The sequence below is a fragment of the Streptomyces sp. NPDC008163 genome (assembly GCF_042956885.1).
Lineage (GTDB): Bacteria > Actinomycetota > Actinomycetes > Streptomycetales > Streptomycetaceae > Streptomyces > Streptomyces drozdowiczii_A.
Genome location: NZ_JBIBHG010000003.1, coordinates 439338 through 462978 on the forward strand (window position 1 = coordinate 439338; position 23641 = coordinate 462978).

Annotated in this window: 19 protein-coding genes; 12 read left to right on the top strand and 7 right to left on the bottom strand. The window is 71.1% G+C overall.

Features of this window, described 5'->3' with window-relative positions; all coding sequences use genetic code 11:
* Window positions 1-127 precede the first annotated feature (127 nt).
* Complete coding sequence (locus ACFZAT_RS09905; RefSeq protein WP_391262520.1) at window positions 128-2584, bottom strand: DHA2 family efflux MFS transporter permease subunit; 2457 nt, start codon at window positions 2582-2584, stop codon at window positions 128-130.
* A gap of 185 nt (window positions 2585-2769) precedes the next feature.
* Window positions 2770-3213, bottom strand: a complete 444-nt coding sequence (locus ACFZAT_RS09910; protein ID WP_391262522.1) for an SRPBCC family protein — start codon at window positions 3211-3213, stop codon at window positions 2770-2772.
* 148 nt (window positions 3214-3361) lie between these two features.
* On the opposite strand from ACFZAT_RS09910, the gene ACFZAT_RS09915 reads away from it, so the two are divergent.
* Window positions 3362-4408: an Rv2578c family radical SAM protein gene (locus tag ACFZAT_RS09915; protein WP_391262524.1), complete on the top strand. Its 1047-nt coding sequence runs from the start codon at window positions 3362-3364 to the stop codon at window positions 4406-4408.
* Between the two features lie 117 nt (window positions 4409-4525).
* A complete protein-coding gene (locus ACFZAT_RS09920; protein ID WP_391262526.1) occupies window positions 4526-6103 on the top strand; it encodes an alpha/beta fold hydrolase in 1578 nt (525 codons plus the stop codon).
* A 69-nt stretch (window positions 6104-6172) separates the two neighbouring features.
* Here ACFZAT_RS09920 and ACFZAT_RS09925 read toward each other — a convergent pair whose 3' ends face one another.
* Window positions 6173-6748: an adenylosuccinate lyase gene (locus ACFZAT_RS09925; RefSeq protein WP_391262527.1), complete on the bottom strand. Its 576-nt coding sequence runs from the start codon at window positions 6746-6748 to the stop codon at window positions 6173-6175.
* Between the two features lie 339 nt (window positions 6749-7087).
* Between ACFZAT_RS09925 and ACFZAT_RS09930 the strand changes: the two genes are divergently transcribed.
* The 10 genes from ACFZAT_RS09930 (at window position 7088) to pssA (ending at window position 18748) form a co-directional block, all read left to right on the top strand.
* The gene (locus ACFZAT_RS09930) at window positions 7088-8869 is read left to right on the top strand and encodes a 3-hydroxybutyryl-CoA dehydrogenase (protein ID WP_391262529.1); all 1782 of its coding nucleotides are present in this window, start codon (window positions 7088-7090) and stop codon (window positions 8867-8869) included.
* Between the two features lie 91 nt (window positions 8870-8960).
* Window positions 8961-9776, top strand: coding sequence for a TetR family transcriptional regulator (locus tag ACFZAT_RS09935; protein ID WP_391262531.1), 816 nt, complete (start codon window positions 8961-8963; stop codon window positions 9774-9776).
* A 53-nt stretch (window positions 9777-9829) separates the two neighbouring features.
* Window positions 9830-10642, top strand: a complete 813-nt coding sequence (locus tag ACFZAT_RS09940; protein WP_391262533.1) for a GNAT family N-acetyltransferase — start codon at window positions 9830-9832, stop codon at window positions 10640-10642.
* A gap of 353 nt (window positions 10643-10995) precedes the next feature.
* Complete coding sequence (gene ccrA, locus ACFZAT_RS09945) at window positions 10996-12357, top strand: crotonyl-CoA carboxylase/reductase (RefSeq protein WP_391262535.1); 1362 nt, start codon at window positions 10996-10998, stop codon at window positions 12355-12357.
* Window positions 12358-12366: 9 nt separating this feature from the next.
* Window positions 12367-14379: a methylmalonyl-CoA mutase family protein gene (locus ACFZAT_RS09950; protein WP_391262537.1), complete on the top strand. Its 2013-nt coding sequence runs from the start codon at window positions 12367-12369 to the stop codon at window positions 14377-14379.
* Window positions 14376-15341, top strand: coding sequence for a CoA ester lyase (locus ACFZAT_RS09955; protein WP_164398732.1), 966 nt, complete (start codon window positions 14376-14378; stop codon window positions 15339-15341). Before ACFZAT_RS09950 ends, ACFZAT_RS09955 begins: the two co-directional genes overlap by 4 nt.
* A 1-nt stretch (window position 15342) precedes the next feature.
* Entirely contained in the window at window positions 15343-15876 is a 534-nt protein-coding gene (locus ACFZAT_RS09960; protein ID WP_391262539.1) for a MaoC/PaaZ C-terminal domain-containing protein, read from the top strand.
* On the top strand, window positions 15873-17078 hold the full coding sequence (locus ACFZAT_RS09965) for an acyl-CoA dehydrogenase family protein (RefSeq protein ID WP_391262541.1): 1206 nt from the start codon (window positions 15873-15875) through the stop codon (window positions 17076-17078). The genes ACFZAT_RS09960 and ACFZAT_RS09965 overlap by 4 nt, the downstream gene beginning before the upstream one ends.
* 181 nt (window positions 17079-17259) lie before the next feature.
* Window positions 17260-17907 carry a phosphatidylserine decarboxylase gene (locus ACFZAT_RS09970; protein ID WP_018100353.1) on the top strand — a complete coding sequence of 216 codons (648 nt, stop codon included), beginning with the start codon at window positions 17260-17262 and terminating at the stop codon, window positions 17905-17907.
* Window positions 17894-18748, top strand: a complete 855-nt coding sequence (pssA, locus tag ACFZAT_RS09975; RefSeq protein ID WP_391262543.1) for a CDP-diacylglycerol--serine O-phosphatidyltransferase — start codon at window positions 17894-17896, stop codon at window positions 18746-18748. The genes ACFZAT_RS09970 and pssA overlap by 14 nt, the downstream gene beginning before the upstream one ends.
* Before the next feature lie 66 nt (window positions 18749-18814).
* Here pssA and ACFZAT_RS09980 read toward each other — a convergent pair whose 3' ends face one another.
* Genes ACFZAT_RS09980 through ACFZAT_RS09995 form a run of 4 tightly spaced genes read right to left on the bottom strand, consistent with a single transcriptional unit; the run spans window position 18815 to window position 23507 of the window.
* Window positions 18815-19855 (bottom strand): substrate-binding domain-containing protein, encoded by a 1041-nt coding sequence (locus ACFZAT_RS09980; protein WP_391262545.1) that lies wholly within the window; start codon window positions 19853-19855, stop codon window positions 18815-18817.
* A gap of 25 nt (window positions 19856-19880) precedes the next feature.
* Window positions 19881-21581: a family 43 glycosylhydrolase gene (locus ACFZAT_RS09985; protein ID WP_391262547.1), complete on the bottom strand. Its 1701-nt coding sequence runs from the start codon at window positions 21579-21581 to the stop codon at window positions 19881-19883.
* A 42-nt stretch (window positions 21582-21623) separates the two neighbouring features.
* Window positions 21624-22535: an ABC transporter permease subunit gene (locus ACFZAT_RS09990; protein ID WP_391262549.1), complete on the bottom strand. Its 912-nt coding sequence runs from the start codon at window positions 22533-22535 to the stop codon at window positions 21624-21626.
* Window positions 22536-22556: 21 nt separating this feature from the next.
* Window positions 22557-23507, bottom strand: a complete 951-nt coding sequence (locus ACFZAT_RS09995; protein ID WP_391262551.1) for an ABC transporter permease subunit — start codon at window positions 23505-23507, stop codon at window positions 22557-22559.
* Window positions 23508-23641 lie beyond the last annotated feature (134 nt).

Here is a 23641-nt window from a genome sequence, read left to right on the forward strand (position 1 = left end):
ATTCCGCGGCGCGTGACTCCACGGTACGGGGACGCGACCGGCGTCCGCGGGTCATCGGCGGAATCCCCCGCCGGGGTGGTGCGCCCCGCGCACCCCGGGGCGCAACGGCTCGCCGCGTCCCCGGCGTTCAGTCCTCGTGGCCGAGCTGGAGGTCGCGTTCGGTGCGCCCGCCGCCCGCGACCTGGAGGACCGTGGCGACGGGCGGGTAGCCGGCCGCGATCACGGTGTACTCGCCGGTGGACAGGTCCACGAAGCGGAACGCGCCGTCCGGCCCCGTGGTCACGGTGTCCACGACGTTGCCCGCCGCGTCCAGGAGCGTGACCCGGGCGTCCTCGACGGGGCGCCCGGCGGTGGCCCGGACGATGCCGCGCAGCACGGCGCCGCCGGCCAGCTCGATGTCCTGCCGGGTCTCCCGGGCCGCCTGCACGCTGACCGGGAGTGCGGCGGGCCGGAACGCCGGGGCGGAGGCCGCGAGGGTGTACTCGCCGGCGACCAGCTCGGTGATCACATAGCCGCCCTCGCGGCCGCTGCGCGTGGAGGCGACGACCTCGCCACGTACGTCGGTCAGGGTGACGGCCGCGTCCCGCACGGGCGCCCCGTCCGCCGTGACGACGGTGCCGGCGAGCCGGCCTGCGCCGCCGAGCACCACGTCCAGCTCGACCGGGCGTTCGCCGACGGTGACGCTGACGGCCTGCGGCTGGTGGCCCCCGGCGGCGGCGATCAGGACGTACGAACCGGCGCCCGGCACGCTGAGCGCGTACCGTCCCTCGTCGCCGCTGGCGCCCCGGCCGACCTGCTGGCCCTGGACGTCGATGAGGGTGAGGGCGGCGCGCGGCACCTTCGTACCGTCGGAGTGCTGGACGCTGCCGGAGACCGGGACGCCGGAGAGGTAGCCGGCGGACGGGGCGTCGGTGCGGGCGGAGGGGATCGGGGTGTACTCGGTGGCGGCTTCGGGGCCTGCGGTGGCTTCGGGGCTGTGGGACACCAGCGGTTTCTCCTTGAGGAAGAAGGCGAGGAACAGGCCGAGCACGAGGACCGGCACGAGGTAGAGGAAGATCCGGGGCATCGCGTCGGCGTACGCCTGGATATAGGCGTCCCGCAGCGCGGGCTCCATCGTGTGGACCAGCTGCGGGCTGATCGACTCCGGGTCGGGGAGGTCCGCCCCGGAGGGCAGCCGGACGGCGAGCGCGTCGGCGAGGCGTCCGGCGAACAGGGTGCCGAAGACGGCGGCGCCGACGCTGCCGCCGATCTGCCGGAAGTAGTTGTTGGCACTGGTGGCGGTGCCCAGGTCGGCGGGGCGCACGGAGTTCTGCACGGCGAGGACCAGGACCGGCATGATCATCCCGATTCCGAGGCCGAGGACCGCCTGCGCGACGCTGTATTCGAGGCGCGGGGTGTCGGTTTCGAGCCGGGACAGCAGCCACATGCCCACCGCCGAGACCGCGCTGCCCGCGATCGGGTAGACGCGGTAGCGCCCGGTACGGGAGATGAGCTGGCCCGAGATCACGGACGCACCCACGATGCCGCCCATCATCGGGAGCATCAGCAGCCCGGACTCGGTGGCGGTGGCCCCGTCGACCATCTGGAGGAAGGTGGGCAGATAGCTGGCCGCGCCGAACAGCGCCACGCCGACGACCGCGCCGACCAGGGCGGTCACGTTGAAGATCGAGTCGCGGAACAGCCGGAGCGGGATGATCGGCTCGGGGGCGCGGCGCTCCACGAGGACGAACAGCAGAGTCGTTCCGGCAGCTCCGGCGCCCAGCCCCAGGATGGTGCCCGAGCCCCAGGCGTATTCCGTGCCGCCCCAGCTGGTCAGCAGCACCAGGCAGGTGGAGGCGGCGGCGAGGAGGGCGGCGCCGAGGATGTCGAGCCGGGGGCGGACGGTGGGGCGCGGGAGCTTGAGGACGACGGTGATCACGGCGAGGGTGACCAGACCGAACGGCACGTTGATGTAGAAGCACCAGCGCCAGGAGGCGTGGTCCGTGAAGAAGCCGCCGAGCAGCGGCCCGGCCACCGACGCGAGGCCGAAGGCCGCGCCGATGAGGCCCATGAAGCGGCCGCGCTCGCGGGGCGGGACCACGTCCGCGATGATCGCCTGCACGCCGATCATCAGCCCGCCGCCGCCGATGCCCTGGAGCGCCCGGAAGGCGATGAGCTGGTCCATCGTGCGGGACCAGCCGGCCAGCGCGGAGCCGACGACGAAGACGACGATGGCGAACTGGAAGACGCCCTTGCGGCCGAAGAGGTCGCCGAGCTTCCCGTAGACCGGCAGTCCGATCGTGGAGGCCAGCAGATAGGCGGTGACCGCCCAGGACATCTTCTCCAGGCCGTGCAGCTCGCCGACGATCTTCGGGAGCGCGGTGGCGACGATCATCTGGTCGAGCGCCGCGAGCAGGAGCGTGAGCATCAGCCCGACGAAGACCAGCCGGATGCGGCGGGGGTCCGTCTCGATGCCGTCGGACGGGTCGGGGGCGGCGGCCTCCGTCGCGGCGGGGGGCGGTGGGGGCGGGGCGGGCGCGGGCGCCGTCCCGGCGTCCCCGGGGCCGCCGGGCTCGTCCTCCAACAGTGTGATGCCACCCACCACGTGCCGCTCCCCTCGTCGCGCTGCCGCACATTTCTCGCATCGCGCGACAAGTGAGGGCAAACGCGACGGGGGGCGCTGACGGCGCACTCAGGGGGCGTAACCCCCGGTGGGAGGCACTACGGCGCACAACCGCCCCGCCGCAAAGACCACCCGAACCGGTGAGGCCGGGCGGCGCCGACGTGGGGTCAGTTCTCGACCTCGGCGGCGAGGTTCGCCAGCAGCTCGTCGTAGATGCGGGCGAGGCCCTTGGGCGCGAACGTCTTCTCGAAGAAGCCGCCGATGCCGCCGGCGCCGTTCCACACAGTCGTGACGACGGCCTGGGACCTGCCCTCGCCGGCCGGGGTGACGGTCCAGGTGGTGACCATCGAGGAGTTCCGGTCCTTCTCGACGAGCTGCCCGTCGGTCGGCTCGGTGACCTCCAGGAGGCAGTCGCGCACCCGCTTGCTGGTGGCCTGGAGCTTCCAGTGGACGAGGGTGCCCTCGCCGTCGCCGCCCTCGCGCACCTCGTACTCGCTGTAGTGGGCGGGGAGCACCTTGCCGCGGACGTCCTTGTAGTCGGCCAGCGCGTCGAACACCGCCTCCGCGTCCGCCGCGATGATCCGCTCCGTCGTGGCTTCGACCTGCGCCATGCCTGCTCCTCCAGCACTCGGTTCTTCCGGGTGTGCTGAGCCAACCACCTTGTGTGTCCGGCTCAAAATCCGGGCCGGGACGAAGGGGAGAAAACGATCATGGGAACAAGTGTTCTATTCTCGGTCCAGAACTACCGAGGAGGCGTCCATGCGCTGGGACAATCTGGCTGAAGACAACGCCAACCACCCCACGAGCGGTACGGGTGCGCTCTTCGCCGCCGACGCGGTGACCACCCGCACCTTCGACACCCCGGAATTCCGGGGCATCACCTTCCACGAGATCCGGGCCCGCTCGATCGTGAACCGGGTGCCCGGCGCCTCCCGGATGCCGTTCGAATGGACCGTGAATCCGTACCGGGGCTGCACGCACGCCTGCGTCTACTGCTTCGCCCGCAAGACCCACAGCTATCTCGACCTCGACACCGGGCTCGGCTTCGACTCCCAGATCGTCGTCAAGGTCAACGCCCCGGAGCTGGTGCGCCGCGAGATCGTTTCGCCCCGCTGGCACGGCGCGCACATCGCGATGGGCACCAACGTCGACTGCTACCAGCGCGCCGAGGGCCGCTACCGGCTGATGCCCGGCATCCTGACCGCGCTGCGCGACCACGCGAACCCGTTCTCGATCCTGACGAAGGGCACGCTGATCCTCCGCGACCTGGAGCTGCTGCGGCAGGCGGCCGAGGTCACCGAGGTCGGCGTCTCGGTCTCGGTCGGCTTCACCGATCCCGAGCTGTGGCGGACCGTGGAGCCCGGCACGCCCTCACCGGAGCGCCGGCTCGACGTCGTACGGAGGCTGAGCGAGGCGGGCATCGGCTGCGGGGTGCTCATGGCGCCCGTGATCCCGCACCTCGGGGACAGCCCCGAGCAGCTGCGGGCCACCGTCCGCGCGATCGCCGCCGCCGGCGCGACGTCGGTGACCCCGCTCGTCCTGCATCTGCGCCCCGGCGCCCGGGAGTGGTTCATGCGGTGGCTGGGCCACCACCACCCGCATCTCGTACGGCGTTACGAGCGGCTGTACGCGGACGGCGCCTACGCACCGACCTGGTACCAGCGCCGCATCACCCGGTACGTGCACGAGCTGGCGGCCGAGTACGGCATCGGGCCCGCGCACCGGGGTACGGCCCGCAAGCTCCCCCGACGCGAGCCGCGGCAGCCGCTCGACGGCTCCGAGCCCACCCAGCTGACCCTGCTCTGAGCGGTCGCGCAAACGGGTCATCTCTCACCACAACGGGTCCTTCAGGCGCCGATTGCGGGGAACATGCGGCGGGGGCTGCCTACCGCGCAGCCGCGTTCCCCCAGCCCGGGAGGCCATATGACGAACCGTTCAGTACTGCTGTGCGCCCTCGGGGCGACGGTCGCCGGTCTGGTGACCGCCGCCCCGGCCGCGGCGGACACCGCGACACCGCGTGCCGCACCGCTCGCCTGGAAGGACTGCGGTACGAAGGCGTCGCCGACGCTCCAGTGCGCGACGGTGCGCTCGCCGCTGGACCACGACGACCCGGCGGGCCGCCAGGTCACCCTGGCCCTGACGCGCGTGCCGCACACCTCGAAGACCTTCCAGGGCCCGCTGCTGGTGAACCCGGGCGGGCCGGGCGGCAGCGGCCTGTCGATGGCCCCGTTCGTCGCCGCCTCGCTACCGGAGGCGGTCGCCTCGCAATACGACGTGATCGGTTTCGACCCGCGCGGCGTCGGGAGGAGCCGCCCGGCCCTGGACTGCCTGCCCGGGTACTTCGACCCGGTCAGGCCCGACCCCGTACCGCAGTCCCTCGGCGGCGAGCGGGTCAACCGCAACCGGGCCCGCGACTTCGCGGCGGCCTGCGGCGAGAAGTACCCGGACCTGCTCCCGTACATGGACACGGTGAGCGCGGCCAAGGACCTGGAGGTGATCCGGCGCGCGACCGGGGCGCGGCAGCTCAACTACTTCGGCTACTCCTACGGCACCTATCTCGGCGCGGTGTACGCGAAGCTCTTCCCGGACCGCGTCCGGCGCCTGGTCCTCGATTCGAACGTGGACCCCGAGGGCGTCTGGTACGAGGACAACCTCACCCAGGACTACGCGTTCGACACCCGGCACAAGGCGTTCGCCGCCTGGGTCGCGAAGTACGACGCCACCTATCACCTGGGCGGTGACCCGGCGAAGGTCGAGGCCGCCTGGTACCGGATGCGGGACACGGTGAAGAAGCGCCCGGCGGGCAGGAAGGTCGGCGCGGGCGAGCTGGACGACACCTTCCTGCCCGGCGGCTACTACAACGGCTACTGGCCGGTGCTGGCCGAGGCGTTCGCCGCGTACGTCAACGACAAGGACGCGAAGCCGCTCGTCGCGGCGTTCGAACGGTTCGGCGCGGTGGACGCCGAGGGCGACAACGGATATTCGGTCTACACGGCCGTCCAGTGCCGGGACGCGGAGTGGCCGCGCGACTGGAACACCTGGCGCAACGACACCTGGCGGGTGCACGCGAAGGCCCCGTTCATGGCCTGGGGCAATACCTGGTACAACGCCCCGTGCGCCGACTGGCCGGTGGAGCCGCTGAACCCGGTGCGGGTCTCCAACCACGCCCTGCCGCCGGTGCTGCTGTTCCAGGCGACGGACGACGCGGCCACCCCGTACGAGGGCGGAGTCACCCTGCACCGCAAGCTGCGCGGCTCCCGCCTGGTCGTCGAACAGGGCGGCGGCAACCACGGCGTCACCCTGAGCGGCAACGCCTGCCTGGACCGCTACCTGACGGACTACCTGGCGAAGGGCACGCTCCCCCGCGCCGGCCGGGGCGAGGCGGACGCGGTCTGCGCGAAGACCCCCGACCCGGAGCCGGAGACCGCCAAGTCGGCCCGCCCGGCGTCCCGCCCGGACCCGGGCAGCACGCTGCACGGGCTGCTGGGGTTCCGGGGGTGAACGAGGGACGAGAGAACTGAACCAGGGCACCGAGGGGCGCGCGCGGACCATCCGCGCGCGCCCCTTCGGTCATTCGCCCGGCAGCCGCCCGAGCGCCTCCCGCGCCGCCCCCGCCAGCCGGGGCCGAGGCAGGGCCGCCTCCAGGACAGGGCGGGCGGCGGGGTCGCCCAGGGAGCCCAGGCCCTCCACGCAGGCGAGCGCGACGCGCCAGTGCGGTTCGTCCGGGCCCAGCAGGCGGGACAGCGTGGTCACGAGGGCCGGTACGGACTCCGGGGCGCGGAGCGCGGTGAGCAGGCGGACCGGGTGGAGAGCGTAGGCGGTGCGCAGGGAGTTGGTGGCGAGGGCGGCGGCGGCGCGCGGGGTGCGGGGGTCGCCGAGGCGGGCCAGGGCGTGGGCGGCGCTGACGCAGCGGTCGGGGTCGCGGTGGTTGAGGAGGAGCACCAGGGGTTCGAAGGCGCGGCGGTCCCCGGCGCAGCCGAGGCGGAACGCGGCGATCTCGCGCGCCCACAGCGGGCGTTCGTGCTCGACGAGGACCCGGGCCAGTTCCTCGTCGTCCTCGGTGACGAGCAGGGCGCGGCAGGCCGCCGCATCCCCCGCCTCGTCGGCCAGCCGGTGCGCCAGTGACCGGAACTCCTCGTCGTCCATGACCGTCAGCGTATCGGCGGACACGGTGCGTGCCGACGGAGCACGGGAATGTGGTGCGGGCCACAACTGGCCAGGGCTGGCGCGCTCGTTACTCACTGGTTAAGCTCAGTTGAGCGGGATCCGATCCCGTCGCTCCGATGGCCTGGTGACGCAGCCCCGGAGTGTTGTCGGTTCGGCAGCTGTACGAGACGTGGCCCCGGGACAGGGTCCGTCGCTCCTTTCCGGTCCCGTGCGTGGATCACGCCCGGTGGTCGAACACCACGACAGGCACCTCCCGCACGCCGTGCGCCGCGCGCCCCGTGCGTCCCCTCAGTCGTCACTCATCCCTGGAGTCCCGTGATGGACATCCCTCTCTCCACCATTGCCGTCGTCGGCCTCGGCACGATGGGCACCGGAATCGCCGAGGTCCTGGCCCGCTCCGGGCGTGAGGTCATCGGCATCGACACCGACGAGGCCGCCGCCCGCCGGGCCGTCGCCTCGCTGGAGGCGTCCACCGCACGTGCCGTGGAGCGCGGGCGGATCACGGAGGAGGAGCGGCGCGACGCGCTCGCCCGCTTCCGTACCTTCTCCGACCTCCAGGCGGCCGCCGACGCGGAGCTGGTCATCGAGGTCGTGCCGGAGTCGTACGAGATCAAGCAGCAGGTCTTCCGGGAGCTCGACGCGGTCGTCTCCCCCACCACGATCCTCGCGACCGGCACCAACGCCCTGTCCGTGACTCGTCTCGCGGCCGAGTCGCAGCGCCCCGAGCGGGTGCTGGGCCTGCACTTCTTCAACCCGGCGCCGGCGATGAAGCTGGTCGAGGTGGTCTCCTCGGTGCTGACCGCCCCGCCCGCCGTCGAGGCGGTCACCGAGCTGGCGCGCCTGCTGGGCAAGGAGCCGGTGGCCGTCGGCGACCGGCCCGGATTCGTCGCGGACGGCCTGCTGTTCGGCTACCTCAACCAGGCCGCCGCGATGTACGAGGCGAACTACGCGACGCGCGAGGACATCGACGCCGCGATGAGGCTGGGCTGCGGTCTGCCGATGGGCCCGCTGGCCCTGCTGGACCTGATCGGCATCGACACGGCCCGCACGGTCCTGGAGGCGATGTACTCCTCCTCGCACGACCGTCTGCACGCCCCCGCGCCCATCCTGGGCCAGCTCGCCTCCGCCGGTCTGACCGGCCGCAAGGCGGGCCGCGGCTTCTACACCTACGCCGGGCCGGGCAGCCAGGCCGTGGTGCCGGACGCGCTGACGCCCGCGCCGCGCGGCGAGGAGGCCGCCGGACGCACCGTGCGCTCGGTGGGCGTCGCGGGCTCCGGGACGATGGCCTCGGGGATCGCGGAGGTCTTCGCCAAGGCCGGATACGACGTGGTGCTCGCCGCGCGCGGCCAGGAGAAGGCGGACCTCGCCAAGGCCCGGATCGCGAAGTCGCTGGGCCGGTCGGTCACCAAGGGGCGGCTGAGCGAGCAGGCCCGCGACGAGACGCTGGGCCGGATCACCGCGGCGGCCTCGCTGGACGCCTTCGCGGAGGTGGACCTCGCGGTCGAGGCGGTCGCCGAGGACCTGCTGGTCAAGCGGGAGCTGTTCGCCACGCTGGACAAGGTGTGCCGGCCGGGCGCGGTGCTGGCCACGACCACCTCCTCGCTGCCGGTCGTCGCGATCGCCCGCGCCACCGGACGGCCCCAGGACGTCGTCGGGATGCACTTCTTCAACCCGGCGCCCGCGATGAAGCTGGTCGAGGTCGTGCGTACGGTGCTCACGGCCGACGAGGTGCTCGCCACGGTCCACGAGGTGTGCCACGCGGTCCGCAAGCACCCGGTGGACTGCGGGGACCGGGCCGGCTTCATCGTGAACGCGCTGCTGTTCCCGTACCTCAACAACGCCATCAAGATGGTCGAGGAGCACTACGCGTCCCTCGATGACATCGACGCCGCGATGAAGCTGGGCGGCGGCTACCCGATGGGCCCGTTCGAGCTGCTGGACGTGGTCGGGCTCGATGTCTCGCTCGCCATCGAGAAGGTCCTCCACAACGAGTTCCGCGACCCGGGCCTGGCGCCCGCCCCGCTCCTGGAGCACCTGGTGGCCGCGGGCTGCCTCGGCCGCAAGACGGGGCGCGGATTCCGCGAATATGCCCGGCGCTGACGCGGGAGCCGGCTGGGGCGGGCTGCTCGGGCCTCCGGGCGGCCCGCCCCCGCAGGCGCGCTCTCCCGCCCCCATGCAGTACGTTCACACCATGTCCCAGCCCGCCAAGTCCTCCCGTGTGTCCGCCGCGCCCGACGTCCCGGAAAGTGCCGCGGGCACCCGAGCCGCCGCCCAGCGGCTCAAAATGCGCCGCGAGCTGGCCGCCGCGGCGATGGAACTCTTCGCGACGAAGGGGTACGAAGCGACCACGGTCGACGAGATCGCCGGGGCGGCGGGCGTGGCCCGGCGGACGTTCTTCCGCCACTTCCGTTCCAAGGAAGAGGCGATCTTCCCGGACCACGACGACACCCTCGTGCGGGCCGAGGCGGTCCTCAACGCGGCCCCCGCGCACGAGCACCCGCTCGACACGGTGTGCCGGGGCATCAAGGAAGTCATGCGGATGTACGCGGCCAAGCCCGCGGTCTCCGTGGCCCGTTACAAGCTGACCCGCGAGGTGCCGACGCTGCGCCAGGCGGAGATCGCCTCGGTGGCCCGCTACGAGCGGCTGTTCACGCGGTATCTGCTGGGCCACTTCGACGAGCGCGACCACCACCCCGGCAACGACGACCCGTTGCTGGCCGAGGTCGCCGCTTCCGCCGTCGTCACCGCGCACAACCACGTGCTGCGCCGCTGGCTGCGGGCGGACGGGCAGGGCGACGTGGAGGCGCAGCTCGACCAGGCGTTCGCCATCGTGCGCGACACCTTCGGCACGGGCATCGGCGCGGGCCGCACGGCGGGCGCCGAGCCCGCGAAGCCGCCGGCCGCCTCGGTGGAGACCCAGGGCGAGGTGCTGGTCGCGGTGGCGCGCACGGACGCGCCGCTGGACGAAGTGATGCGGACGATCCAGCAGGCCCTCAAGGAGCGCTGAGCCGCCCCGGAAACCCTGTTGCCGGGGCGGGTCCCCGGTGCTGTGGTGTGCGCATGAACGATCATGTGACATCCGGCCCGGCCCGTCTGCTCGCCCATTTCGACCGGGTGATGCGCGAAGAGGCCCGCCCCGAGGCCCCCGGCCTCCGCGTCGAACGCGCCGGTGACGTCGTACGGCAGGTGGGCGCCGCGCACGGCTGGAACGGGGTGGTGTGGTCCGCGCCGGACCTGGACGCCGCCCGGGCGGACGCGGCGGTCGCGGAGCAGGTGGCGTACTGCGGACGGGCGGGCTGCGCGGAGTTCGAGTGGAAGCTGTACGGGCACGACCGGCCCGCCGACCTGGGGGCGCGGCTGCTGGCGGCGGGCTTCGAGGCGCAGGAGCCGGAGACGCTGCTCGTGGCGCGGGTGGCGGAGCTCGCCACGGCGGTACGGCCGCCGGAGGGCGTCCGGCTGGAGGAGGTGCGGGACGAGGCGGGCGCCGAGCTGATGGCGCGCGCCAATGAGCGGGCCTTCGGCCGCGACGGCTCATGGCTGCGCCGGCTGGTCCTGGAGCGGCTGCGGGAGGCCCCGGAGCACTTCGTGGCGCTGGTGGCCATGGCGGGCGACGAGCCGGTGAGCTCGGCCCGGATGGAGCTGTACCCGGGGACGGGGTTCGCGGGGCTGTGGGGCGGCGGCACGGACCCCGCGTGGCGCGGGCGGGGCGTCTACCGGGCGCTGGTGGCCTTCCGGGCGGGTGTGGCGGCGGAGCGGGGCTGCGACTACCTCCAGGTCGACGCCACCGAGGAAAGCCGCCCGATCCTGGAGCGCCTCGGCTTCACGGCCCTGACCACCACGACCCCGTACATCTACCGCTGCACACGTCCCTGACCTGCCATATCGGGGCGATTCACGCCATACCGCCACCCGTGTTGCTCATGCGTGGCGACCGGCTGACAATTGAGGGAAATTACTGGCACCGAGTGCCTTGTCAGCTGTCACGCAGTGCCATACGTTGAAGGCATCCGGGCGGCCGGCGTGCTGGGATCTCACGTACGCCGGCTGTCCCCGCAAACCACCGCGTTTGCGCGCCCGGGCGCCTGCGTCACCAGGCAACCCTTCTGCTCCACCGAGCAAGCAGCCGAGTTCCACCCCGCCGAACCGACGGCACACCTCCAGACCCGTCCCCCCTGTTCTCAGGGCCCCTCAGCGTTCCCTCGAACGCCGCACCGCCGGAGGCACCCGTGAAGGAAATCCTGGACGCGATCCAGTCGCAGACCGAGGCGAAGGGCGGCTCCACCGCGCCCACCGCCGCCGACTTCGCGGCGCTCCCCGTGCCCGAGTCGTACCGCGCCGTCACCGTCCACAAGGACGAGGCCGAGATGTTCGCGGGCGTCGACAGCCGCGACAAGGACCCGCGCAAGTCCCTCCACGTGGAGGACGTGCCGGTGCCGGAGCTCGGTCCGGGCGAGGCCCTGGTCGCGGTCATGGCCAGCTCGGTGAACTACAACTCCGTCTGGACCTCCATCTTCGAGCCGGTCTCCACCTTCGGCTTCCTGGAGCGCTACGGCCGGGTCAGCGAGCTCACCAAGCGCCACGACCTGCCGTACCACATCATCGGTTCCGACCTGGCGGGCGTCGTCCTGCGCACCGGCCCGGGCGTCAACGCCTGGAAGCCCGGTGACGAGGTCGTCGCGCACTGCCTCTCGGTCGAACTGGAGTCCTCGGACGGCCACAACGACACGATGCTCGACCCGGAGCAGCGGATCTGGGGCTTCGAGACCAACTTCGGCGGTCTGGCGGAGATCGCGCTCGTCAAGTCCAACCAGCTGATGCCGAAGCCCGACCACCTCAGCTGGGAGGAGGCCGCGGCTCCCGGGCTCGTCAACTCGACCGCGTACCGCCAGCTCGTCTCGCGCAACGGCGCCGGCATGAAGCAGGGCGACAACGTGCTGATCTGGGGCGCCAGCGGCGGACTCGGCTCCTACGCCACGCAGTTCGCGCTGGCCGGCGGCGCCAACCCGATCTGCGTCGTCTCCAGCGAGCAGAAGGCGGACATCTGCCGGAAGATGGGCGCCGAGGCGATCATCGACCGCAACGCCGAGGGCTACGCGTTCTGGCAGGACGAGCAGAACCAGGACCCGCGCGAGTGGAAGCGGTTCGGCAAGCGCATCCGTGAACTGACCGGCGGCGAGGACGTGGACATCGTCTTCGAGCACCCCGGCCGCGAGACCTTCGGCGCGAGCGTCTACGTGACCCGCAAGGGCGGCACCATCGTCACCTGCGCCTCGACCTCGGGCTACAACCACGAGTACGACAACCGCTACCTGTGGATGTCGCTCAAGCGCATCATCGGCTCCCACTTCGCCAACTACCGCGAGGCGTGGGAGGCCAACCGCCTGATCGCCAAGGGCAAGATCCACCCGACGCTCTCCAAGGTCTACTCGCTGGAGGAGACCGGCCAGGCAGCCCACGACGTGCACCGCAACGCCCACCAGGGCAAGGTCGGCGTCCTGGCGCTGGCCCCGCGCGAGGGCATGGGCGTGCGCGACCACGAGATGCGCGCGAAGCACCTGGACGCCATCAACCGCTTCCGGAACGTCTGAGGTCCGGCCATGACGGAACGTCAGAAGGACCGCCCCTGGCTCATGCGGACGTACGCGGGCCACTCCACGGCCGAGGCGTCCAACGAGCTCTACCGGCGCAACCTCGCCAAGGGCCAGACGGGTCTGTCGGTCGCCTTCGACCTGCCGACCCAGACCGGTTACGACCCCGACCACGTGCTGGCGCGCGGCGAGGTCGGCCGGGTCGGTGTGCCCGTCTCGCACCTCGGTGACATGCGGCGGCTGTTCCAGGACATTCCCCTGGAGCAGATGAACACCTCCATGACGATCAACGCCACCGCCATGTGGCTGCTGGCGCTCTACCAGGTCGTCGCGGAGGAGCAGGGCGCCGACCCGGGCAAGCTCCAGGGCACCACGCAGAACGACATCGTCAAGGAGTACCTGTCGCGCGGGACGCACGTCTTCCCGCCCGGGCCCTCGCTGCGGCTGACCACCGACATGATCACGTACACGGTCAACCGCATCCCCAAGTGGAACCCGATCAACATCTGCAGCTACCACCTCCAGGAGGCGGGGGCGACCCCGGTCCAGGAGATCGCGTACGCGATGTCGACGGCCATCGCCGTCCTGGACGCCGTACGCGACTCCGGGCAGGTGCCCGAGGAGAAGTTCGGGGCCGTCGTCGCGCGGATCTCGTTCTTCGTGAACGCGGGCGTCCGCTTCATCGAGGAGATGTGCAAGATGCGGGCGTTCGGCCGCATCTGGGACCGGGTCACCCGCGAGCGCTACGGCATCACCGACGCCAAACAGCGCCGGTTCCGCTACGGCGTCCAGGTCAACTCGCTCGGCCTGACCGAGGCGCAGCCGGAGAACAACGTCCAGCGCATCGTGCTCGAAATGCTGGCCGTGACCCTCTCCAAGGACGCCCGGGCCCGCGCGGTCCAGCTGCCCGCCTGGAACGAGGCGCTGGGGCTCCCCCGGCCCTGGGACCAGCAGTGGTCGCTGCGCATCCAGCAGGTCCTGGCGCACGAGAGCGACCTGCTGGAGTACGAGGACATCTTCGCCGGTTCGCACGTCATCGAGGCCAAGGTGGACGAGCTGGTCGCCGAATCACTGGCCGAGATGGACCGGATCGAGCAGATGGGCGGCGCCATGGCGGCCGTCGAGTCCGGCTACCTCAAGTCCGAGCTGGTCTCCTCGCACGCCGAGCGGCGGGCCCGGATCGAGGCCGGCGACGAGAAGATCGTCGGCGTCAACGTCTACGAGACGACCGAGCCCAATCCGCTCACCGCCGACCTCGACGGGGCGATCATGACGGTCGACCCGGCCAACGAGGCGAAGGTCGTCGCCGCGCTCCACGAGTGGCGGGACAACCGCGACGAGCCCCGGGCCACCGAGGCGCTGGCCGCGCTGAAGAAGGCCGCCGCCGGCACCGGGAACCTGATGGAGGCGACCGTCGAGTGCGCCCGCGCCGGGGTGACCACCGGCGAGTGGTCCTGGGCGCTGCGCGATGTGTTCGGCGAGTTCCGGGCACCGACCGGGGTGTCGTCGGCCCCGGTCGCGGTCACCGCCGAGGAGGGCTCGCCGCTCGCCCTCGTACGCGAGAAGACCGCGCGGACCGCCGAGGACCTGGGCGTCGGGCGGCTGCGGCTGCTGGTCGGCAAGCCGGGCCTGGACGGCCACTCCAACGGCGCCGAGCAGATCGCGGTGCGGGCCAGGGACGCCGGCTTCGAGGTGGTCTACCAGGGCATCCGGCTGACGCCCGAACAGATCGTCTCGGCGGCCGTCGCCGAGGACGTGCACTGCGTCGGCCTGTCCATCCTGTCCGGCTCGCACGCCGAGCTGGTGCCGGACGTGCTGGTCCGGCTGCGCCGCACCGGGGCCGGCGACATCCCGGTCATCGCCGGCGGCATCATTCCCCCGGCCGACGCCGAGGCCCTGATCGGGGCGGGTGTCGCCGCCGTGTTCACCCCGAAGGACTTCGGCATCACGGAGATCATCGGCCGTATCGTCGACGAGATCCGGAAAGCGAACAAGCTCGACCCTCTGGAGGTCCCCGCATGACCACCCCCGTCAACCGACTGCGCCCGCGCCGCTCGTGTCTGGCCGTGCCCGGCTCGAACCCCCGGTTCCTGGAGAAGGCCCAGGGCCTCCCGGCCGACCAGGTGTTCCTGGACCTGGAGGACGCCTGCGCTCCGCTCGCCAAGGAGGGCGCCCGCCACCACATCGTGGACGCCCTGAACAACGGCGACTGGACGGGCAAGACCCGGGTGGTCCGGGTCAACGACTGGACGACGCACTGGACGTACCGGGACGTCATCACGGTCGTCGAGGGCGCAGGGCCGAACCTCGACTGCATCATGCTGCCGAAGGTCCAGGACGCCCAGCAGGTCGTCGCGCTGGACCTGCTGCTGACGCAGATCGAGAAGACGATGGGCTTCGAGGTCGGCCGCATCGGCATCGAGGCGCAGATCGAGAACGCCAAGGGCCTCGTCAACATCGACGAGATCGGCGCCGCCTCGCCCCGTCTGGAGACGCTGATCTTCGGCCCGGCCGACTTCATGGCGTCGATCAACATGAAGACCCTGGTCGTCGGCCAGCAGCCGCCCGGCTACCCGGCGGACGCCTACCACTACATCCTCATGCGCATCCTGATGGCGGCCCGTACGCACGACCTCCAGGCGATCGACGGCCCCTTCCTCCAGATCCGCGACGTGGACGCCTACCGCGAGGTCGCGGGCCGCGCGGCGGCGCTCGGCTTCGACGGCAAGTGGGTGCTGCACCCCGGCCAGGTCGACGCGGCCAACGAGGTGTTCTCGCCCTCGCAGGAGGACTACGACCACGCCGAGCTGATCCTGGACGCCTACGACTGGTGCACCTCCGAGGAGGGCGGCAAGAAGGGCTCGGCGATGCTCGGCGACGAGATGATCGACGAGGCCAGCCGCAAGATGGCCCTGGTCGTCGCGGGCAAGGGGCGGGCGGCCGGCATGCAGCGCACCTCCAAGTTCGAAGCCCCGGAGGCCTGACATGCAGTTCGGACGCACTTATGAGGAATTCGAGATCGGTGCGGTTTACAAGCACTGGCCCGGAAAGACCGTCACCGAATACGACGACCACCTCTTCTGCCTGCTGACCATGAATCATCACCCGCTGCACATGGACAGCAACTATGCGGAGAGCACGACCGATTTCGGCAAGAACGTCGTCGTGGGCAACTACATCTATTCGCTGCTGCTCGGGATGTCGGTGCCGGACGTCTCCGGAAAGGCCATCGCCAACCTGGAGATCGAGTCGCTGAAGCACGTGGCGCCGACCTTCCACGGCGACACGATCTACGGCGAGACGACGGTCCTGGACAAGACGCCGTCGCGGTCCAAGAACGACCGCGGAATCGTCTACGTCGAGACCAAGGGCTACAAGCAGGACGGCACGCTCGTCTGCGTGTTCCGCCGCAAGGTCATGGTCCCCACGGAGACGTACATCAAGGAGCGGGGCGGGGAGCAGCCCGGCCGCCCGGAGCTCAGCCAGCCTTCGCAGAAGAACGTGGAGAAGCAGTCATGACGCGACTCGCCCAGACGGCCGGGCTCACCGAGGTCCAGCAGGAGATCCTTTCGACGGTCAGGGACTTTGTCGACAAGGAGATCATTCCGGTCGCGACCCGGCTGGAGCACCGCGACGAGTACCCCGCCGAGATCGTCGAAGGGCTGAAGGAACTCGGCCTGTTCGGCCTCATGATCCCCGAGGAGTACGGCGGTCTGGGCGAGTCACTGCTCACGTACGCGCTGTGCGTGGAGGAGATCGCCCGGGGCTGGATGAGCGTGTCGGGCATCATCAACACGCACTTCATCGTGGCGTACATGCTCAAGCAGCACGGCACGCAGGAGCAGAAGGACACCTTCCTGCCGCGCATGGCGCTGGGCGAGGTGCGGGGCGCGTTCTCGATGTCGGAGCCCGCGCTCGGCTCCGACGTCTCGGCGATCAGCTCGAAGGGCGTCAAGGACGGCGAGGAGTACGTCCTGAACGGCCAGAAGATGTGGCTGACGAATGGCGGTACGTCGTCACTCGTCGCCGTTCTGTGCCGGAGTGACGAAGGACACCCCGAGGGCACCGCGCCGCACAAGTCGATGACGACGTTCCTGGTCGAGAAGGAACCCGGCTTCGGCGAGGTCCGACCGGGGCTCACGATTCCCGGCAAGATCGACAAGATGGGTTACAAGGGGGTCGATACCACCGAGCTCATCATGGACGGACTGCGAATTCCGGCCAATCGCGTGCTGGGGGGTGTCACCGGCCGAGGGTTTTACCAAATGATGGACGGAGTCGAGGTCGGCCGCGTCAATGTCGCGGCCCGTGGCTGCGGCGTCGCACAGCGTGCGTTCGAACTGGGCGTTTCCTACGCACAGCAGCGCCAGACCTTCGGAAAACCCATCGCGCAGCACCAGGCGATCCAGTTCAAGCTGGCCGAAATGGCCACCAAGGTCGAGGCCGCCCATGCCATGATGGTAAACGCGGCACGCAAAAAGGACTCCGGGGAGCGAAACGACCTGGAGGCAGGGATGGCGAAGTACCTCGCCTCCGAGTACTGCAAGGAAGTCGTCGAGGACGCCTTCCGTATCCATGGCGGCTACGGCTTCTCCAAGGAGTACGAGATCGAGCGCCTCTACCGCGAGGCACCGATGCTGCTGATCGGTGAAGGTACCGCCGAGATCCAGAAAATGATCATCGGGCGCCGGCTCCTCGAGGAGTACCGTTTCCAGGGTTGATCGTCCCATTCGTGGTGATTTAACCGCGAAGAAGATCACACCCTGTCATCCTCAACCGGTGCCTTCCAGACGTCCGACTCGGCTGCTGGCTTGCCCAGTTGCGGCCAGCAACCGATAACATCGCCGGAAAAGCCGCCGTCCCCCGTTGCCAGCGCGGCTCAATCCGCTACGAAGGTCATCCATGCCCGACAGCCATACCTCTGCCTCACGCGGCCGGGTCCGCATCGCACGCGGAGCTTCGCCGTGGCTCCTGCCGACCGTCGCCACCGCCGCCCTCAGCCTGACCCGCGCCCGCCGGTCCGGGCGCTGGGCGGCCGTGGCCGTGCCCACCACCGCGCTCGCGGCGGGCATGCTCTGGTTCTTCCGGGACCCGGAGCGCGAGATCACCCGGGGGCGCGTCATCTCACCGGCCGACGGCGTGGTGCAGAGCATCATGCCGTGGAAGGACGGGCGTACCCGCGTCGCGATCTTCATGAGCCCGCTGAACGTCCACGTGAACCGCGCACCGCTGGCCGGCACGGTGACGTCGGTGGAGCACGTGCCCGGTGGCTTCGTCCCCGCGTTCAACAAGGAGAGCGAGAACAACGAGCGCGTCGTCTGGCACTTCGACACCGAGCTGGGTGACATCGAGATGGTCCAGATCGCCGGCGCGGTCGCCCGGCGCATCGTGCCCTACATCCCGCAGGGCACGAAGGTGGAGCAGGGTGAGCGCATCGGGCTGATCCGCTTCGGCTCCCGCGTCGACATCTACCTCCCGGAAGGTGTGGACGTCGCGGTCGAGGTCGGCCAGGCCACCACCGCGGGGGTGACTCGCATTGACCGTGATTGATCCCGACACACAGGCCGGCTGGGTCCCGGAGGCCGAGGCGGACGACGACGTCGACGACATGCCGCTCTCGCTGCGGCTGTCGATAGCGGACACCCTCACCCTCGGTAACGCCACGTGCGGGTTCATGGCGGTGTACTTCACCACCACGGGCATTCTGATCCCGCACCTCACGGGCAGTGACGAGAGCGGCATGGCGCGGCACTCCGCCGCCACTGCCGTGATCCTCATGCTCATGGCGGCGATCTTCGATCTGTTCGACGGGCTCGTGGCCCGCAAGCTGCGTTCCTCGCCGATGGGCGCCGAGCTGGACAACCTCTCGGACCTCATCAGCTTCGGGCTCGCCCCGGCGTACTTCGTCCTCGTGTACGGCATGGTCGCGGACGACGCACACCAGCGGGTCTCGGCACTCGCGGCGATCGTGGTGCTGCTGGCGGTGGTGCTCAGACTCGCGCGGTTCTCCTGCGTGGCCATGAAGGACGGCATGTTCCAGGGCATGCCGAGCCCCTTCGGAGCGCTCACGGTCATCTCGATCGTGCTGCTCGAACTGCCCTTCGTCCCGACGCTGCTCGCGATCATCGGGGTGGCGTGGCTGATGGTCAGCCGGGTCGAGTACCCGAAGCCGCGGGGCGTCCTCGCGGTGGCGATGCTCGGCTGGATCGTGGCCGCGATGGGGCTCCTGGCGGCCTGGGCGCTGGACGCGCCCGGCGGTCAGCTCCTCCTCCAGACCGGCTGCGCGCTCCAGGTGGTCCTGGGTGCGGTGATTCCCCTCTTCGCGACCGCCCGCCGGGTGAACACCTTCCGCGGCAACCGCCGCGAGGCACGCGCGGCGCAGCTGCCGTAGCGGACGGTACGAACGACACGAGGGCCCGGATGCCGGCAAGGCATCCGGGCCCTCGTGCGTGGTCCCTCAGGCGGTAAGGGGCGCGGCGGTGGAGCCGCGTACCTCCAGACGGGTCGAGAGTTCCAGGCGCAGGGTGTCGACCTGTTCGCCGTCGATGATCCGGAGCAGCGTGGTCGCCGCCATGGAGGCCATGTCCAGCAGGGGCTGGCGCACGGTCGTCAGGGCGGGGTGGGTCCAGCGCGCCACGGGCAGGTCGTCGAAGCCGACCACGCTCATGTCCGCCGGGATCTCCATGCCGCGGGCGCGCAGCACCTCGAAGGCACCGAGCGCCTGGAGGTCGCTGGCGGCGAAGACCGCGGTGGGCGGCTTCTCACCGCGTTCGGCGGCCCCGTCGAGCAGCCGGGCCATCTCCTGCCGGCCCGAGCGGTCGTTGAACTCGCCGTGCGAGACCCAGCCCTCCGGTACGGGCAGCTCGGCGCGTTCCATGGCCGCCCGGAAGCCGTCGGCGCGGGCCCGGCTGCACAGCAGCTGCCGGGGTCCGGCGAGGTGGGCGATCCGGGTGTGGCCGAGCTCGATCAGGTGCTCGGTGGCGCTGACGGCGCCGGCCCAGTTGGTGGCGCCGACGGTGGGGACCAGCGCGTCGACGTTGCCCACGGGGTCGACCAGGACGAAGGGGATGTCCATGGCGGTGAGCCGTCTGCGCTGCTGCGAGGTGAGGTCGGAGACGACGAGGATCGCCCCGCTGCTGCGGCGCGCGGCGAGCTGGTCCAGCCACTCCCGGGTGTCGGCGCTGCGGCCGTGGACCGCGGAGAGCACCATGCTGGCGCCCGCCTCGGCCAGGACCTCGTCCACGCCCCGGATGATCTCGACGGACCAGAGGCTGTCGAGTTCGTTGAGGACCAGGTCGACCACGCTGCCCCGGCGGCGGGCGGGGCGTCTTTCGTAGCCGAGTTCGTCCATGACGGACTCGACGCGCTCCTTGGTCTCGGCGGAGACGTCGGAGCGGTCGTTGAGCACCTTGGACACCGTGGAGACGGAGACACCGGCCACCGAGGCGATCGTGTTCAGGGTGACCTTGCCCGGGGTGCCGGTGGTCTCCGTCGTCATCCTTGCCATCCGTTTCTGCGTGTGGTCACTGTGCTGCCGCTCCGGGAAGGGTATCGGCCCGGTATTCGGTCCAGTCGAAGTCGGTGGGTGCTCCGGCGCCCGTGAGGTCCTGGGCGCACAGGCCGATGAACGCGCCGGTGAAACCCCAGGTGCGGAAGTGGCCGGTGTCCGGGTCGCCCTGGGTGGCGTTCTCGTCGGAGAGCGGGCTGGTGTCCAGCTCGGGCCCGGCCGGCTGCCAGGCGTCCCGCCCCGGGGGGCGTACGGAGAACCGGGCGCGCTCCCCCCGTACGGTGAGGCGCAGCTCCAGGGGTCCGTCGCCCACGGGCAGGGGCGCGCAGGGTTCGCGGTACGCCCCGTGGTCGCAGACGCCCAGGCGCAGGACGCGGCCCAGCTCCTCGTCCCAGGTGAGGTGGAGGTAGTGCCAGAGCGTCGAGTTGTAGTAGTGGACCAGCCCCGACATCTGGAGCGGTGAGCCGGGCTCGGCGCTCATCGCGGTGGTGAAGGTGAGCCCGGATGACTGCTGGCGGCGGGCGACCAGGGACTGGTGGTGGGTGGAGCCGAGCGACTGGGCGCCGCGCAGCCGGAGGTGGCCCGGGCGCTCGGTGAGGCTCAGCCAGTCCGGGGAGGGGTGCCGGCGCAGGGTGGACCAGAGGGGGCCGAGGTCCGGGGCGTCGAAGTCGTCGCGGGCCGGCGGGTCCGGGAAGGGCGCCGGGGGCAGGGCGGGGCCGGGCACGGTGGTCCGGGGTGCGGCGGGGTCCTCGCCGGGGGCGTCGGCCAGCCGGGGCCAGCCGTCGGGTGTCCAGTCGATGCGCTGGATCGCGGTCTCCCGGCCCATGACGCAGGCGCCGCGCGGGGTGAGCGGGCGGGCGACGAGGTGGGCGAGGAACCACTCGCCGGCGGGCGTGGCGACCAGGCTGCCGTGCCCCGCCTTCTGGAGCGGGTGGTCCTCGTGTCCGGCGGAGGTGAGCAGGGGCCCGGCCGGGTCGGTCGCGTACGGGCCTTCGGGGCGGCGGGCGCGGGCGACGGTGACGGCGTGGTTCCAGCCGGTGCCGCCCTCGGCGGTGACCAGGTAGTACCAGCCGTCGCGGTGGTAGAGGTGGGGGCCCTCGGTGTGGGCGAGTCCGGTGCCGGTGAAGATGCGGTGGACCGGGCCGGTGACGCGGCGGGCGGCGCGGTCCCATTCCTGGAGCAGGATCCCGCCGAAGGGGTGGCGGCCGGGCCGGTGGTCCCACTCCATCCACAGGGCCCAGCTGCGTCCGTCGCCGCCGGGCCCGTCGTCGTGGAAGAGCGAGGGGTCGAAGCCGTGCGAGGGGAACGGCACCGGGTCGGACCAGGGCCCCTGCGGGGTGGGGGCGGTGATGACCTGGTTGCGCACGTCCTTGAACGCGCCGGAGAGGTTGGTGACGTCGCTGTAGACGAGGTGGAACTCTCCGTCGGTGTACGAGAGGCAGGGCGCCCAGACACCGCCGGAGTCGGGTCTGCCGGTCAGTTCGACCAGCCGGGCCTGGTCCAGCATCCCGCCGAGGGACCGCCAGTGCACGAGGTCGCGGGAGTGGTGGAGGGTGACTCCGGGGAGCCATTCGAAGGTGGAGGTGGCGAGGTAGTAGTCGGTGCCGACCCGCAGGATCGAGGGGTCGGGGTGGAATCCGGGCAGCACGGGGTTGTTGATGGCCCCGGCGCTGTCGCCGGTCGGGCCGGGTGCGCGGACGCTCGGCGCGGCGGTCATGTGTCTCCTGAGACGTGGGTGCGGAGGGGGGTGTGCCACGGGTCAGCCCTTGACGGCGCCGGCCATCACTCCCGAGACGATGCGGCGGGCCAGGACGGTGAAGACGACCAGCACCGGGAGGACGGACACCACGACGCCCGCGAGCATGAGCGTGTAGTCGGTGTAGTAGCCGGCCGCGAGCTGGTTGAGCGCGATCTGCACGGTGCCGTTCTCCGGCGGCAGTGCGATGAGCGGCCAGAAGTAGTCGTTCCAGGCGAACATGAAGGTGAACATCCCCAGCACGGTCGCGGTGGTGCGTACGCCGGGCACCACCACGTGCCAGTACGTGCGCAGCAGGCCGGCGCCGTCCATCCGGGCGGCCTCGATCAGCTCGTCGGGGATGTTCTCCTCGACGGCCTGCCGCATCCAGAACACGCCGATCGCGGAGACCAGGGCGGGGACGATGAGCGCGGAGAGCTTCCCGTACAGGCCCATGTCGGTGACGAGCATGTAGAGCGGGATGATGCCGAGCTGGGTCGGGACCATGACGGTGACGACGACGCAGACCAGCAGGAAGCCGCGGCCCGGGAAGCGGAGCTTGGCGAAGGCGAAGCCGGCCAGCGAGGACAGCAGCACGTTGCTGACGGCCGTGGTCGAGGCGACGATCAGTGAGTTGCCGAGCGCCTGCCAGAAGGCGGAGAGCTCGAAGACGCGCTGGATGTTCTCGAAGAGGTGCCCGCCGGGGACCAGGGGCGGGGTCGAGCCGGCGAGGACCGAGTTGTCGTCGTGCGAGGCGACGACGAAGCTCCAGTAGAGCGGGAAGACCGAGGCGGCGGTGATCGCGGCGAGCACGCCGTACGCGAGTGCGCCGGGGCGGTCCGGACGGCGGGGGCCGGTGCGGGGCGGCCGGTGGCGGCGGCCGCGTCCTTCGGTGCTGCGGGGTGCGGGGACCCGGGTGGGTGTGGTGACGGCCATGGGTTTTCTCCTGATACCGGGTCAGCCGCGGTCGGAACGGCGTACGAGCAGGAAGTTGATTGCGGCGACGACCGCGATGACGAGGAAGAGCACCCAGGAGATGGCGGAGGCGTATCCGGCGTCGTTGTTGATGAAGCCGTACTTGTAGAGCATCAGCGTCAGGGTCTGGAACTGGTGCTCGGCGCCGCCCTCGGCGTTGCCCTGCTGGTCGAAGAGGAAGGGTTCGGCGAACAGCTGGAGTCCGCCGATGGTGGAGATGACCACGGTGAACACGACGGTCGGGCGGATGGCGGGAAGGGTGACCTTGAAGAAGGTGCGCAGCCGCCCCGCGCCGTCGATCTGCGCGGACTCGTACAGCTCGCGCGGGACTGCCTGCATCGCGGCGAGGTAGATCAGGGCGTTGTAGCCGGTCCAGCGCCACATGACCATGAAGCTGATCGCGAGGTGCGAACTCCAGGTGTCCGCGGTCCAGTCGACGGGCGAGCTGATGACCCCGAGCCCTTCGAGGGCCCAGTTGACGATGCCGAAGTCGCGGCCGAAGAGCTGCGAGAAGACGAGGGCGACGGCGACGACGGAGACGTACTGCGGAACGAGGACGAGGGCCCGCCACACGCTGCTCGCGCGGAGTTTGCGGTCCAGCAGCCAGGCCAGCGCGACGGCGGCCACCAGCTGCGGGGCGGTGGAGAGCACGAAGATGCTGAAGGTGTTGTAGGTGGCGGTGTAGAAGTCGGAGTCGCCGAGGAGGCGGGTGAAGTTGTCGAGTCCGGTCCACTGGCCGGGCCCGGCGAGGCGGTCCCAGTCGTGGAGCGAGACCCAGAAAGTCTGGAGGAGCGGGTAGAGCCCGAAGATGCCGAAGACGACGAAGAAGGGGGCGATGAAGAGGTAGGGCAGCAGATGCCGCTCCGGCCGCAGCCGGCCGGCTCGGCGTCCGCTCCTTCCGGTGCCCGGTCGGATGCGTGCCTGGAGCGCCATGCGCGTACTCCGTGTGGTGTGTCGGGGTAGGGGTGGAGGGGCCCGGCGGCGGGGGGGGGGGGCCGGGGGGGGGCCCCCCCCCCCCCCCGGGGGGGGGGGGGGGGTTTTTTGTGAAAAATAAGGGGGTTTGTTTA

Coding starts and splice junctions, on each gene's coding strand:
- ACFZAT_RS09910 (WP_391262522.1), bottom strand. CDS start 3,213: ATGGCGCAGGTCGAAGCCACGACGGAGCGGATCATCGCGGCGGACGCG.
- ACFZAT_RS09915 (WP_391262524.1), top strand. CDS start 3,362: ATGCGCTGGGACAATCTGGCTGAAGACAACGCCAACCACCCCACGAGC.
- ACFZAT_RS09920 (WP_391262526.1), top strand. CDS start 4,526: ATGACGAACCGTTCAGTACTGCTGTGCGCCCTCGGGGCGACGGTCGCC.
- ACFZAT_RS09925 (WP_391262527.1), bottom strand. CDS start 6,748: ATGGACGACGAGGAGTTCCGGTCACTGGCGCACCGGCTGGCCGACGAG.
- ACFZAT_RS09930 (WP_391262529.1), top strand. CDS start 7,088: ATGGACATCCCTCTCTCCACCATTGCCGTCGTCGGCCTCGGCACGATG.
- ACFZAT_RS09935 (WP_391262531.1), top strand. CDS start 8,961: ATGTCCCAGCCCGCCAAGTCCTCCCGTGTGTCCGCCGCGCCCGACGTC.
- ACFZAT_RS09940 (WP_391262533.1), top strand. CDS start 9,830: ATGAACGATCATGTGACATCCGGCCCGGCCCGTCTGCTCGCCCATTTC.
- ACFZAT_RS09950 (WP_391262537.1), top strand. CDS start 12,367: ATGACGGAACGTCAGAAGGACCGCCCCTGGCTCATGCGGACGTACGCG.
- ACFZAT_RS09955 (WP_164398732.1), top strand. CDS start 14,376: ATGACCACCCCCGTCAACCGACTGCGCCCGCGCCGCTCGTGTCTGGCC.
- ACFZAT_RS09960 (WP_391262539.1), top strand. CDS start 15,343: ATGCAGTTCGGACGCACTTATGAGGAATTCGAGATCGGTGCGGTTTAC.
- ACFZAT_RS09965 (WP_391262541.1), top strand. CDS start 15,873: ATGACGCGACTCGCCCAGACGGCCGGGCTCACCGAGGTCCAGCAGGAG.
- ACFZAT_RS09970 (WP_018100353.1), top strand. CDS start 17,260: ATGCCCGACAGCCATACCTCTGCCTCACGCGGCCGGGTCCGCATCGCA.
- ACFZAT_RS09980 (WP_391262545.1), bottom strand. CDS start 19,855: ATGACGACGGAGACCACCGGCACCCCGGGCAAGGTCACCCTGAACACG.
- ACFZAT_RS09985 (WP_391262547.1), bottom strand. CDS start 21,581: ATGACCGCCGCGCCGAGCGTCCGCGCACCCGGCCCGACCGGCGACAGC.
- ACFZAT_RS09990 (WP_391262549.1), bottom strand. CDS start 22,535: ATGGCCGTCACCACACCCACCCGGGTCCCCGCACCCCGCAGCACCGAA.
- ACFZAT_RS09995 (WP_391262551.1), bottom strand. CDS start 23,507: ATGGCGCTCCAGGCACGCATCCGACCGGGCACCGGAAGGAGCGGACGC.